Source organism: Lysinibacillus sp. FSL K6-1151, assembly GCF_038630755.1.
GTDB classification, from domain to species: domain Bacteria; phylum Bacillota; class Bacilli; order Bacillales_A; family Planococcaceae; genus Lysinibacillus; species Lysinibacillus fusiformis_D.
Window position 1 is genome coordinate 3398111 of the sequence record NZ_CP152040.1, and the last position, 13514, is coordinate 3411624.

Annotated in this window: 14 protein-coding genes; 3 read left to right on the top strand and 11 right to left on the bottom strand. The window is 35.3% G+C overall.

Annotation, left to right across the window (positions count from 1 at the left end; translation table 11 throughout):
- Position 1: 1 nt before the first annotated feature.
- The 5 genes from MHI04_RS16295 to MHI04_RS16315 all read right to left on the bottom strand — a co-directional run bounded on the left by MHI04_RS16295 (position 2) and on the right by MHI04_RS16315 (position 6585).
- Positions 2–1714 carry an ABC transporter ATP-binding protein gene (locus tag MHI04_RS16295; RefSeq protein WP_342535027.1) on the bottom strand — a complete coding sequence of 571 codons (1713 nt, stop codon included), beginning with the start codon at positions 1712–1714 and terminating at the stop codon, positions 2–4.
- A 108-nt stretch (positions 1715–1822) separates the two neighbouring features.
- Positions 1823–3571: an ABC transporter ATP-binding protein gene (locus tag MHI04_RS16300; RefSeq protein ID WP_342535028.1), complete on the bottom strand. Its 1749-nt coding sequence runs from the start codon at positions 3569–3571 to the stop codon at positions 1823–1825.
- A gap of 65 nt (positions 3572–3636) precedes the next feature.
- Positions 3637–5106: an energy-coupling factor ABC transporter ATP-binding protein gene (locus tag MHI04_RS16305; protein ID WP_058843377.1), complete on the bottom strand. Its 1470-nt coding sequence runs from the start codon at positions 5104–5106 to the stop codon at positions 3637–3639.
- A complete protein-coding gene (locus MHI04_RS16310; protein WP_051891635.1) occupies positions 5100–5822 on the bottom strand; it encodes an energy-coupling factor transporter transmembrane component T in 723 nt (240 codons plus the stop codon). Before MHI04_RS16310 ends, MHI04_RS16305 begins: the two co-directional genes overlap by 7 nt.
- Before the next feature lie 40 nt (positions 5823–5862).
- Positions 5863–6585 carry an MptD family putative ECF transporter S component gene (locus MHI04_RS16315; protein ID WP_271910688.1) on the bottom strand — a complete coding sequence of 241 codons (723 nt, stop codon included), beginning with the start codon at positions 6583–6585 and terminating at the stop codon, positions 5863–5865.
- Positions 6586–6641: 56 nt separating this feature from the next.
- On the opposite strand from MHI04_RS16315, the gene MHI04_RS16320 reads away from it, so the two are divergent.
- On the top strand, positions 6642–7601 hold the full coding sequence (locus tag MHI04_RS16320; protein ID WP_036121620.1) for an AraC family transcriptional regulator: 960 nt from the start codon (positions 6642–6644) through the stop codon (positions 7599–7601).
- Positions 7602–7666: 65 nt separating this feature from the next.
- The gene (locus MHI04_RS16325) at positions 7667–8326 is read left to right on the top strand and encodes a 4'-phosphopantetheinyl transferase superfamily protein (protein ID WP_051891636.1); all 660 of its coding nucleotides are present in this window, start codon (positions 7667–7669) and stop codon (positions 8324–8326) included.
- Between the two features lie 169 nt (positions 8327–8495).
- Here MHI04_RS16325 and MHI04_RS16330 read toward each other — a convergent pair whose 3' ends face one another.
- The 3 genes from MHI04_RS16330 to MHI04_RS16340 all read right to left on the bottom strand — a co-directional run bounded on the left by MHI04_RS16330 (position 8496) and on the right by MHI04_RS16340 (position 11926).
- Positions 8496–10022 (bottom strand): thiol-activated cytolysin family protein, encoded by a 1527-nt coding sequence (locus MHI04_RS16330; RefSeq protein WP_058843379.1) that lies wholly within the window; start codon positions 10020–10022, stop codon positions 8496–8498.
- 235 nt (positions 10023–10257) lie between these two features.
- Positions 10258–11346, bottom strand: a complete 1089-nt coding sequence (locus MHI04_RS16335) for a M42 family metallopeptidase (RefSeq protein WP_036121625.1) — start codon at positions 11344–11346, stop codon at positions 10258–10260.
- Between the two features lie 94 nt (positions 11347–11440).
- Positions 11441–11926: a dUTP diphosphatase gene (locus MHI04_RS16340; RefSeq protein WP_036121628.1), complete on the bottom strand. Its 486-nt coding sequence runs from the start codon at positions 11924–11926 to the stop codon at positions 11441–11443.
- 107 nt (positions 11927–12033) lie between these two features.
- On the opposite strand from MHI04_RS16340, the gene MHI04_RS16345 reads away from it, so the two are divergent.
- Entirely contained in the window at positions 12034–12429 is a 396-nt protein-coding gene (locus MHI04_RS16345; protein WP_036121631.1) for a hypothetical protein, read from the top strand.
- 24 nt (positions 12430–12453) lie between these two features.
- On the opposite strand, the gene MHI04_RS16350 is transcribed toward MHI04_RS16345, so the two are convergent.
- The 3 genes from MHI04_RS16350 to rpmI all read right to left on the bottom strand — a co-directional run bounded on the left by MHI04_RS16350 (position 12454) and on the right by rpmI (position 13509).
- Positions 12454–12717: a DUF1294 domain-containing protein gene (locus MHI04_RS16350; RefSeq protein WP_058843380.1), complete on the bottom strand. Its 264-nt coding sequence runs from the start codon at positions 12715–12717 to the stop codon at positions 12454–12456.
- 176 nt (positions 12718–12893) lie between these two features.
- Positions 12894–13253 (bottom strand): 50S ribosomal protein L20, encoded by a 360-nt coding sequence (gene rplT, locus MHI04_RS16355; protein ID WP_004226314.1) that lies wholly within the window; start codon positions 13251–13253, stop codon positions 12894–12896.
- Between the two features lie 55 nt (positions 13254–13308).
- The gene (rpmI, locus tag MHI04_RS16360; RefSeq protein WP_004226312.1) at positions 13309–13509 is read right to left on the bottom strand and encodes a 50S ribosomal protein L35; all 201 of its coding nucleotides are present in this window, start codon (positions 13507–13509) and stop codon (positions 13309–13311) included.
- Between the last annotated feature and the right edge of the window lie 5 nt (positions 13510–13514).

A 13514-nucleotide genomic window follows, 5' to 3' on the forward strand; every position in this document is an offset into this window, starting at 1 on the left:
GTTAGACGATACTTAATTGATGTTCTTTTTTCCACATAGCTGCATATTTGCCCTCCTCAGCGATAAGACTTTGATGTGACCCTTCTTCAACGATTTGTCCTCCATCCACAACTAATATATTGTCTGCATTTTTAATAATGGAAAGTGTATGGGCAATCATCACAACTGTTTTTTTCTTTTTCAAAAGATTTTTAATCGCTTCTTTTACAGCTAACTCATTTTCGATATCTAACGAAGCGGTCGCTTCATCTAATAAAAGTATAGGACTGTCCTTTAAAATGGCACGTGCAATGGATATACGCTGCCTTTCACCACCAGATAACTTATTACCATTTTCCCCAATGATTGTGTCATAGCCATACTCCAACTTCTCAATAAAATCATGGCAGTTGGCCTCTTTTGCAGCATTAATAATTTCTTGTTTTGTTGCTTCTGGCTTTGTATAGCGAATATTATTTAATATCGTGTCATTAAACAAAAAAGTATCTTGATCAACCATTGAAATTTTTTGCATTACTTTTTCAGTAGCGATCGATTGAATCGTTTGCTGACCAATTAAAATATCACCACGATTAGGCTCATAATATTTTGTGATTAAATTTAAAATAGTTGATTTTCCCGAACCCGATGGCCCGACAATTGCTACAAACTGGGAAGACCCAATTTCAAAATTAATATCACGCAATACAGGTTCTTCTTGGCTATAGGCGAAATTCACATTGTGAAAAGCTATACTATATTGTTCAGGTTCAAAAAAGGCATCACTTGATGGCTCTTCCTCTGCATCTAATACAGCTTCAATTTGGCGTTTGGCAATCATAAAATTTTTATAAGAGGTAAGGTCAATAAAAAGTGTGCCAAACAATTTACATGTAAATAAAGGGCTGATGCTAATTAGAAAGAAGGAAGAAGCCTCTAGATTTCCTGCCAACCATTGATGACCTGCTAAATAAAGAACAATCGGTAAACTGAACCAACAGAGAATACTAAATATCGTACCAATTGGAATTACTTTGATCTCATATACATAACTAATATCACTATAGGCTTTCATAGAATCAGTTGTTGCTTTATTTTTAACACCACCTAAACCAAATGATCGTAGCGTTTGAATACCATTAATATACTCCACTACATCACTTGTATTTTTTGTCATAATATTTTTCTTCTCGTTCCCGTATTTTTTTACCATTAAAAAGGACAAGTAAAGTGATGGTAATAATAATAAGCCTGAACATAAAAGAACTATTCCAGCAGATATCGAATGCGTTGCAACGAAGCCAATTAACAGTAAGCTAAACGAAGTATTTTTTATAATATCACCAATTTTATGAGTCAAAATATTTTCATAATTATTAACACTTGTTGTCGTTGCATTAATGTACTCGCCAATTTGTGCCTTCGTAAAGGAGGAAAGTGGTATTTTTTTCATTTTATCGCCCAGCGACAAGCGAAGAATTCTACTCACTTGCGCACCACCAATTTGCCCTCTCGTATAACCAAATGCATAGACAATTAAGCGAATAACAAAAACAGCACCTAATAATAATATAGTTTGAGTTAACATGCTCATCGTTAATTGCTCTGTAATTAAGGCTTTGATCGTGTAGTATAAAACGATAAAATTAAAACCAGCTAGCATCCCTTCGATGACATTGAAAACAACAGAAAGATAAAAAGAAATATTTTTTCTAAATGCATGTTTTTTGTCCATACTAGATTCTCCTTCATCCATTAATTACGCCTTGGCGTAATTGTACCCGTCGCTACGTAGGTAATTTTCTTCCAAATATGTGACATCTGCTGAACCAAGATAAATATCTTACAATTCATACGTAATTTCTCTAGCTTTGCTATAATCCTGCCAAACTTTTTTATATGAAGGGCATTCTTCTAGCATATCTTGATGTGTTCCACACGCTTGAATTGTTTCATTTTCGACAATGGCCACTCGGTCACAATGCTTAATCATTCCAAGACGATGTGCAATGATAATAACCGTTTTACCTACACAAAGCTCAGCAATGGCCTGATCAATTTCGGCTTGATTTTCTGGGTCGGCTGCGGATGTGGCTTCATCCAATATTAGTATAGGCGCATTTTTTAAAATGGCACGTGCAATCGCAATACGCTGCTTTTCACCACCAGAAAATCTAATGCCAAAGCTCCCTACCTTCGTATCATAACCATCTGGTAATGAAATGATAAAATCATCAATTTGGGCCTTTTTTGCTGCTTCTCTTACTTCATCAAGTGTGGCGCTAGAGCCCATACCAATATTTTCGAAAACGGTCCCACTCGTTAAAAATGTCTTTTGGAATACTATCGTTATATTTTTTAATAATTCCTCATACTCAATAGCCTTGACGTTTTGATTGCCGATTAACACTTCCCCTTGTTGAACATCATTAAAGCGTGAAATCAACTGGACAATTGTACTTTTCCCTGAACCTGAAGCACCGACAATAGCTATTTTTTCATTTTCAGCAATCGTTAGATTCACATTTTTTAAATGTTCTTTCTGCCCATCATAAGAGTAGTTAACATTTTTCAATTCAATAGTATAATTCTTTGGAAATGCTTGCCCTTGTTCAAAAACAGGTGTTTCTAAAAAAGTTACACATTTCTTTACAGCATTTAATACTTGTGCAAAGTTCATGCCTAATTCTTGTAGAGGGCGTAGTTCTGTTAAATACAATGAACCTACAAATGCAAAAAGAATAAAGACACTTCCTGTTAAGCTACCATTTAAGAACCACATGCCACCTATGGGCACCATTAGCAATAAACCGCACTCTATAATAATGATATAGCTCGCATATGGTGGGCCCATTTTCAAAGATATTTCTTTCCATGTCTTAAATTCATCATCTACAGCTTTAGCAAACTTTTGAAAAGATGAACTGCTCATGTTAAATGCCTTAATTAAACGCATGCCTTGAATATATTCGATAATGATTGCATTTAAATTAGCTATAGAACGTGCTGCACGATCCATCATTTGATTCGTACCACGAAACATGATGGCCATAACTGCTACTGCAATGATTAATGGAATAAACGAAATAAGCGCTAACGGTACATTTACCGTACATAAATAGATAAAGACAGCTATTGGACCACTCATATAAAAGACGAGCTCTGGTAAATGATGGGCTAAAAATAATTCTAATTTTTCGATTTCTTCATTTAATAATGTTTTAATTTCCCCTGTATTTCGTTCATTTAAAGAGCCTAATGGTACTTGTGCCATATGCTCTGTTACTTGACAACGCACTTTAAATAACGTTCGATAGGCTCCTTTATGCGAGAGAGTACCAGAAATAGCAAAGAGCCCAAATCGAACAATGATCGATGTAATCAAAAGTAATAAATTTTGAATTAATAAGGCTTCCGTTAAGGTATTGTGATAGACTTGCTCAATAATTTGATAAATAACGAAATAAGGTACAATTGTAGAAAGACCACTAATTAAAGAACATAAAACCGATAAATATAAATATTTTTTATCTTTTCCTGCCCAAGAAAGAAGCATGAAGATCGGATTTTTATTTTGTAGTGCTTTTTCCATTGTTATTCAGCCCCTTCCTACACAATCATCTGTGTAATTTCACATTGTACTTTACTCAGCAGCCGCTAACCTTGCTGTAGAGTGAAAGCATCAATTGTATACTGCTGATTTTCTTTATTCAGTATATAATCGTCTTGCTTCTTTCCATCTTCAAAACGAAGAATACGATGACAGCAGGTCGCTATAAATTCCAGGTCATGTGTTATAACAAAAACAATTTTATTAGCCTCCGCTAAACTTTTTAAAATACTTGCCACCTTTTGCATACTGTCATAATCTAGTCCACTTGTCGGTTCATCAAATACTAAAATTTCCTTTTCACTTATTAAACTAGCCGCTACTGCAAGCCTTTGTTTTTGTCCACCTGATAATGTATTAGGGTGTCGTTCTGTCAACTCTAATAAATCCATCTCCTCCAATACTTGTTGTACTAAATTTGAATCAGGATTTTTCACCCCAAAGACACATTCCTTTTCGACTGTTTCAGCAAATAACTGATAATTAACATCTTGCATCACCAGATAGGAGAGCTGTGCTTGTTTTTTCGAAGTTAGTTTTTGTTTATTAAAATAAATATTTCCAGATGTTATTTTATGTAGACCACATAGCGATCTAGCAAAGGTCGTTTTCCCTGCCCCATTATGTCCTGTGATGGCAATAATTTCGCCGCTTTTTGCTGCAAAGTGTATATTTTCCAGTATATTTCTCTTTTTATGTGAAATCGTAACATCCTTCACAATAAGTTCATGGACTTTATGTTTAGCAGGCTGCTGTCGATGTTGAAACTGTACATTGCTTAAATAAAGCGTGCGTAGCCCCAATTGTTCCAGCTGTTGATTCGAAAGCTGTAAAAATTCCTTTTGTGTATAAGTTGATACAATTTGTCCCTTATTTAACACAATGGCAGTATCAATTAAATCTCTTAAATAATAAAGTCGATGTTCAGATATAATAATCGTCTTACCTTGCATTTTTAGTAAGGCAATCATCTCCTTTAATTCTTCAATAGCAGCCGCATCTAAATTAGACGAAGGCTCATCTAGCACAAAAACATCTGGTGCAACAGCATAGACACTCGCAAAGGCAATCTTCTGCTTCTCACCACCTGATAAATGAAAAATATTACGACGACGAAGCTTTTCTAAACGAAGTTCCAATGTAATCTCTTGCATTCTTTCTTCCATCATTTCTTTTGGATATGCCATGTTTTCCATTCCAAATACAATCTCACTATCTGTATCAACGTTAAAAAACTGTGATCGTGGATTTTGAAAAACTGTCCCTACCTGTTCACTTAATTCATACATCTTTCTATTTTCTACAGGTAGATTATTTAACATCACTTGCCCTTTAAGTTGGCCGAAATAAAAATAAGGAATTAAACCGTTAATTGCTCTGATAATCGTTGTTTTCCCACAGCCACTTTTACCACATAATAAAATGCACTGTCCTCTTTTCACATGAAAATTTATATTTTCGATACCTTCACTTTTCTCATCTGTATAATGGAATGAATATTGCTCGATTTTCAACATATGAACAGCCCTCCAAATACAAAAAACGTCAATACAAAAACGACAATACTATCGCTTAGTTGAAAATGTACATGTTGAAAGCAAGAGCGCTCTTTCGGGTTTTCAATTCCCCTCGCTATACTTGCAGCAGATAATTCATCAGCAATTTTGGATGCTGCCATCATTAAAGGAACATATATGCATTCAACCGTTTGCATAGGTTTTGTTAGAAAGCCTATGATGGAGGGAGAAATGCCCCTTAATTTCATCGCATCCTTTATATAGCGCCAATCTTCCCCAATCATAGGAAAATAGCGTAACATGACGGCTAATGGAATAATTACTTTTTTTGAAAGTCGTAGTTTTCCTAAGGCCGTCATAAATTCATTGATTTTGGTAGTCCCAACTAGTAACCCTCCCATGACAACACATGGAAAAATTTTTCTAATAAACATAGCAAACGAGACAAACATTAGCTCCCATGTACCAGATAAAAATCTTTCACTTATAAAGTGAATACCTAGAATAAATCCATATCCTAGCATCATTTTTATTGAAAATGACAACATACCCATCAATAGACAAAGACTAAATATGATGACCATTAATAGCAGTTCGTATTGAAAAGAAGGTGACAAAAACACCGCAACATTCACTAACAGTAGCAGGTATATTTTTGTTCTTGGATCAAGCTTGACGGTGGAAACTTGCATATGCACATTGCTCTGCTCATACATATAAATCTTCTCCCTTAATCTTAAAGTTTCACCACTCTAGCTATGCCAGTACCCCAGATTTCTCAAACTGTTTTTTCAATAATTTTTTCCCTAAAAAACCACTAATGAGTGCGCAGAGCATTGTACCAATAATCATTGCTGGTAGCATCCAGTTTTGGGCCGTTGTTAGCATCGTATCCATATAAGCTTGTTCTGTTCCTTGACCTACTAAATACTCCTTATATGCTTGTTGATTGAACCATAGCATTATGTAAGACCCCATAGGATGAAGTGAAAAAACAATATAACTCATCATATTAATCGTATTATTTTTATACTTGCCGATTGATGCAATGAATTCGCCTAGCAAAGCTAGTACTATACATGCTAATGACCATAACCAGTACATTCCTGTTACGAACGTAATAATCGCTATCAATATCCCCAAAATTAGTATTGGGCCAAATTTCGGTACTTTCGCTAGCATTAATAAATAAATAGGGCCCGTTAATAGGGCTGCACCCGCTGGCATTAAAAAAGTCAATACAGGGTTGGGTGCGAAAAAGGCTGACCCAATCATCATAAATATAAAGAAAAGCGCTGAGAAAATACCGACTGTTATTAAATCTTTCATCGTAAGCGTTTTTTGTTGCATCGTTTGTGTATACATATTTACATCACAATCCCTTTCTATTGTAATTTTTACTATAATTAGCACCTTTAATTGATAACGATTATCATTATCTATTATAATGAATAACAGTACATAAAAATATGCCCACACTGTGTTTACGTCTAATCAAGGAAAAGGAATGTCTAATTGAGGGAAGGGGAAAGCAAATGACTTTACAACATTTTGAACCTCTATTATTAAAAAATGGATTTTCACAAGATGATCAGAAGAGTAAATATAACGCCATAGGAACTACTTTCACAATTGATCCAGCTTTAGGTAACGGGTATTATTGGATATATCATGCCAAAGATATGTTTTCTATTCTTATTCATGATTTTTATTTTTTTGAGGATCATCGATTAGAATTAACGATGCCTGAGCTACTAACAATCACATACTACGAATCTATTTCAGGCGAGGAGCTTCATCCTTATCAACCATTAAAGTCTGGCTATATAAGAAGCTATTGGAGCAAAGGTGAAAAATATAGTGCTATTATTCATAAAAATATTCCAGTACAATCAATTGGCATTGAGTTTACTGCTACATTTTGTGATCAATTTTTAGCATATAAATATGGTGAAAAATATGTGAATCCACGACAAGCGTTAACAACATTAAAAGCGACATCTACTTTTTCAGAGATGGTTATTCTCCTTCGACAAATAGCTGCTTATCGAGGTTCCGACCTAACTTCTGCCCTTTTTTATGAAGGAAAAGTATATGAAGCATTGGCTCTCATTATGGAACGAGCCCTTTCTGATAAAACATGTCATTGCTCACAAATTTCTAAAGAAGATATTCACCATATTGAGCATGTAGCCGCTCATATCGAAAATTACTATACGCTTCAACTAACATTAGATCATTTAACGAAAATTTCATGTATGGGTGCTACAAAATTAAAAAAGCTATTTAAAGAAGTGTATCATTGTACAATTACTGAATATATCCAAAAGCAACGAGTCCATCAGGCTGAGAAACTACTAGCTCATACAGAGCTTCCTATTAATGAGATTGCTCGGAAAGTAGGCTATCAAAGTGCCGGAAGGTTTTCAGAACTATTTAAACGTTATCTAGACCTCACACCTAAAGAATATAGACAGCAATTATCGAAAGGCTAAACGAATAGGAGGGTATAATTATTATAAAACTGGCTTTACTTTCAATTACAGATGTACACTTTGACATGTACCATTCGAAACTTACAGCTTTTATTTCCAATGAGAAAAAAAATAGACTTCAAAAATTTCACTATAAAGAAGACTACAAGCGAGGGCTATTAGGGGATATATTAGCTAGATATTTAATTTCAACAAATTTTAATATAGCCCCCTGTACTATTGAATTTGCTAATAATTCGTATGGCAAACCTTTTATTAAAAATTTACCAAATGCCTTTTTCAATGTTTCTCATTCAGGAAATTATGTTTTTTGTGGTGTCAGTAATACAGAAATTGGCGTTGACATTGAAAAGCATCATTTATTGGATCTCAATCTTGCCCAGCATATATTCTCCTCTGAGGAATATAAGGATCTCATCACGTTATCGGACAAGGATCAATTAGATTATTTTTTTAAGCTTTGGACATTAAAGGAAGCCTACATCAAATACTTAGGCATTGGCTTATCAACGCCACTTCAATCTTTTTCTTTTAAAATAATGGATGGCACTATTCATTTCCATGGTAACCATTGTGACATTCTTTCTTTTTTATCCACCCATCTCGAAGGACAATATTCGCTTGCTTGCTGCTCTACTGAAGCTATTGAAGCAAATGCTATTGAATTATTATCTTTACAGACTATCATCACCTCTTTCAACAATAAGATGGTTTATGAATCTTGAATGCAATCCGTGGGGGCTTTCATCTCCCACGGATTAATTGCTTTCACCAATCGGACTTGTACAGGTTCTAACCAACGCAAAAAACCTCCTAACAATAATTTGTTAGGAGGTAAAACGCTATTATCGAAATTGAATATCATTTTTCACATCATTATGATGAATTTTGATGTTAATTAATACTACCTGTTGGGTATAATGTCGTTCCTCCAATGGAGACTTTGATTTCATTAGACATTGGAACATTATATTCATCAATAACCGTTCTCCACCATTCCCAGGCAAGACCTGTACACTCTCTTGCATAAATTCTTATATTTTTTGAATTAGCAGGAAGTGGTATTACTGTAGAGAAATGAGCTGTTTTGTCCTTCCAATTTCCATCCCAAGTTTTATGGGTTAATACTTCATTTCCATTTTCATCATAGGAAAATTCGTCCCAGGCTACTTCAAATTGAGCAACATATGCACCATAATGATCAAGGATGATCTTTCCTTTAGAATATTCTGTAGATGTCGTCTCAATATAATCTGTATTATTATGAACAGCAGCAATTGAATGATCCTTTAAGAAAACACTTGTATACGAAATTGGATATGCTGGATTTTTAAGACTAAATTCTGCATTATCTTTAATTATTCCTCGAATATCATTAAAGTCCTTTGAGACAATTTGATTATGCTTTTGTGAATCTCCTCCTAATACTACAGCCGTAAAGGAGCTTTCTTCAAAAATATCCTTGTACTGTGCACTAGTTTCTACATTCGTATTGACATTCTTCAGTAAGGCTTTAAAAGCAGCTTGTACATCCTTGCTCTTAGAGCTTGTTTCTAATTTCACATAAATTGTTCTACCATAAGCTACATTAGATACCATAACGGGAGGAGCATCATTACTTACCCCTTTACGCGTTAATTCTTCAAAATGGACACTATCATCAAAAAGGTCTGATGGATTGTTAGGTAGTTCAGCACTTACGGTATAAAATATTTGTTTGTATGCTGCAACCATCACTTTTTTCTCGCCGTTCGCAATCGCATTAAAGTCAATCCCTAGTGAATTGTCAAGAACTTGAGCGTTAACATTCAGAGCACTCGCTATTTGAGATTTGCTATAAACCATAGATTCAGAATATTGTAGTCTTGCAGGTAAAGTATGTGTTGTGGAATATTTCTCACTCCAAGTAGATACTAACTCATCTACTGCCCCAGACACATTACCATATGTTGGATTATCCACCGTTATAGTATTTTCCCTTTTCATGCCAGGTAAATCAATGCTAATATTTAGAGGTTTTCTTTTAGCTACCAATAAACTAGGTTGATTGTCTACAAAAGCTCGGTTTGCAAGTTGTAATGCTCCTGGATATGTACGATTCGCCATAGAATCAATAATTGAAATATCCACCGGTGAAGTTGTAAGTGATTTTTTATTACGTTCAACCACTATAAATTTATTATTTGAGTTAATACCTTCTTTTGGAACAAAGCTATCAACCTTGTCACCATTCACTGCTAATACTTCCTTGTTATTGTAGTTCAAGTTTGCTATACCTGTATCAATGTCAGATATGCTTTTTTCACTAGATGTATTCATATCAAGTGTTTCAGCAAAAGAAATACTAGGATAATTTATGATACATAAACTAAGAGATAAACATAATAAAAACTTGATTACTTTTTGAATTCCCAAATAAATCCACTCCTTTTATAGGAAATTATACCATACAAAATTAATTTTCAAAAATAGTATTTTGGTTTCATTTTCAACTTGCTATCTAGTATGTACTAATGACTATTGTGTAATATTTGCTATGATATCCTAACTATTCCCTCTTAAGTAAGCTATATTGGTTTAAGCAACGAAAAAAGCCTCCTAACATTGTCGTTAGAAGGCAAAACTATGGGAATTCTATTTAGTTCTTATCATTCAATCAATCAAATGTAATTTTATTGACTGCATCACGGTCTAATTTTTTAATAACTTCTACCATTAATTTAACAGCGTTATCATAATCATCACGATGTAGGATACCTGCATGTGAATGGATGTAGCGTGTCGCAATACCGATGGATAGTGCTGGTACGCCATTTGCTGTTACGTGGATGGAGCCAGCGTCTGTCCCACCGCCAGCCATCGCTTCAAATTGATATGGAATATTGTGCTCATCTGCTACATCTAATACGAATTCACGTAAGCCACGGTGTGATACCATAGATGCATCATACACAACGATTTGTGGGCCAGCACCCATCTTACTAGTTGATTCTTTAGCTGTAACACCTGGCGTGTCTCCTGCTACACCTACATCTACTGCAAATCCAATATCTGGTTGGATTTTATGTGTTGCTGTTTTAGCACCGCGAAGCCCCACTTCTTCTTGTACATTCCCTACTGAATAAAGAATGTTAGGATGCTTTTCATTTTGTAACGCTTTCATAACATCAATCGCAATAGCACAACCGATACGGTTATCCCAAGCTTTTGCTAATAGATACTTATCATTTTTCATAACATTAAATTCAAAGTATGGTGTTACCATATCGCCAGGACGCACGCCCCACTCAAGTACTTCATCTTTAGAAGCAGCACCAATATCAATAAACATATCTTTAATGTCTACTACTTTATTACGTACATCTGCAGGTAAAATATGAGGTGGTTTTGAACCAATAACCCCAATCACTTCATCACCCTTACGAGTAGTAATCGTTACACGCTGTGCAAGCATTACTTGACTCCACCAGCCGCCTACCGTTTGGAATTTAATAAAGCCTTTGTCATCGATTTGCGTTACCATGAAACCTACTTCATCTAAATGTCCTGCTACGACAATTTTAGGACCGTTTTCATCGCCTACTTTTTTAGCAATTACACTACCTAAGTTATCTGTTTCTACAGTGTCTGCATATGGTGCAATGTATTTTTTCATGACCTCACGAGGTGCACGCTCATTACCTGCAATACCATTCGCATCTGTTAAATCTTTAAACATTTGCAATGTTGAATCTAGTTGTGTCATCCTTTTGCCTCCTACTTCTCGTATCTACTTTATTATACTTCGTTTACCGAAATATTCCTAGCTTAATCGTCTGAAAATTAGTGTATTTCTTACTTTAATATCCTGAACGCTGACGCTGGTAATTTTCTTGGTTTTTCTCAATATAAGCGCCAACCACGTCCTCAAATGTAAAACTGAGGTTATACGCGAGTACCCCGTAGCATTGCCAAATGGCTAAGTAGCGCTCCTTGGTAGGTTGCTGAATAAATGTTAAAATAGCACTTTGTGTCTCTAAAAAAATGGCTGTTAAATCTCGATTTTCTTCTACCACAGGCCACTTTTCAATCGATGTATAGCCCTTTAATAAGCCAAGCGATAAGATAAAGTGAATAGAATCCACATATTCTTCTAAAATAACCTCACGTGCTGAAGGCCCCTTTGTGCTCCAAAACTTAAAGCAGCGCGTTTCATTCGCAAGCTCTGCTAACTCTACCATTAAGGCTAAGCCCTTTTCCTGAAACACATCTTGCTGAATATTTTGTGTTTGCTCGATAAAATCATCCAGCTCTTGTTGCATTGTAAACAATTGTTGTAAATTCATTTTTATCTCCTAAATTTCTAAAAAAATATTTTAAATAAAATGAAACTATTTGACCTCTCTAATCGTATAGGAAAGAATAACCTTTCTTCAAGGGGGAAAATTTAAAAATGTTGCCGTTACTAATTCGACTTGCTGTGATAGCGCTTATTATCTATGTATTTTATAAAGCGATTCGTTATATAACCGATCCTAAACGCAAACTTGATGAAGCCTATGAAAAAGGCCAATATTATTTTTACGATGACGTTAAAAATGTGCGAAAGAATTTCTTCATTTCCTATAAGGGTGCTCTTTTTGAAGGTGAAAAATACCTAGGCACGACAGAGGATGCTTTCGAGGTTGTGACTATTTTTGTCGGTGCGCGTGACGCTGCGACGCTGCAAGGCCTCTCCAAAAGCGACTTTGAATATTTACAGCAGGAAATTTTATTGAACTATCCAAACGCAAAAATTAATTGGAAGCAGCCCATTGAACAGCTTATGCGGAACACATCCCCATCATGAGGATGTGTTTTTAATTCATGTCAATTATGACCACAATTGTACAATGATAAAAATTTGAATGGCTGCTAATAGTGGAAAACCAAATGCAAAACGATTGTGGCGTGTTTTATGGCGGAATAAATACATACCTAGCACGCCACCTCCTGCCCCTCCTGCTATGGCAAGCGTAAACAACGTGCGCTCCGCAATACGCCATTCATGTTTTTTAGCACGTGATTTATCCATACCCATTAAAATGAGCAGCACAATCGATACAATGCTCATATACGCTAATAATGCTTGTCCCATTTCTTACTCCTTTATCTAGAAAACGTTATACTACTAATCTAACACAAAAAAGACTGATGGAAAAATCCATCAGTCTTTTTTAACACCTGTCGCTTATGCTTTCGGTGCAGAAAATTCCTATTTTGCACCTGCCGCTGCGCTTTCGGTGCAGAAATAATAGTTGACTACGTCAACTATTATTTAGCTACTGCTTTTTTAGCAGCGTCTGCTAGTTGAGTGAATGCTGCAGCATCTGTTACAGCAAGGTCAGCTAACATTTTACGGTTAACTTCGATACCAGCAACTTTTAAACCGTGCATTAAACGGCTGTAAGAAAGACCGTTCATACGAGCAGCTGCATTGATACGAGTGATCCATAATTTACGGAAATCACGTTTTTTCTGACGACGGTCACGGTATGCATATTGACCTGACTTCATTACCGCTTGGTTAGCAACTTTATATAATGTATGTTTTGAACCATAGTAACCTTTAGCTAATTTTAATACTTTTTTACGACGTTTGCGCGTCACTGTTCCGCCTTTTACGCGTGGCATATGAATTACCTCCTGCTTTTCATTTAAAAATGAATGTTAGTATTTTTGTAGTCAATTATTTCATGTAAACAAGTAAAGATTTGATGCGTTTGAAGTCACCAGATGAAACGATGTTTGCTTTACGTAAGTGACGTTTTTGTTTCGTAGATTTGTTTGCGAATAAGTGGCTTCCATAAGCACGGTCATATTTTAATTTACCTGAACCCGTTTTTTTGAAACGTTTCGCAGCTCCACGGTGAGTTTTCATTTTTGGCATGTCGA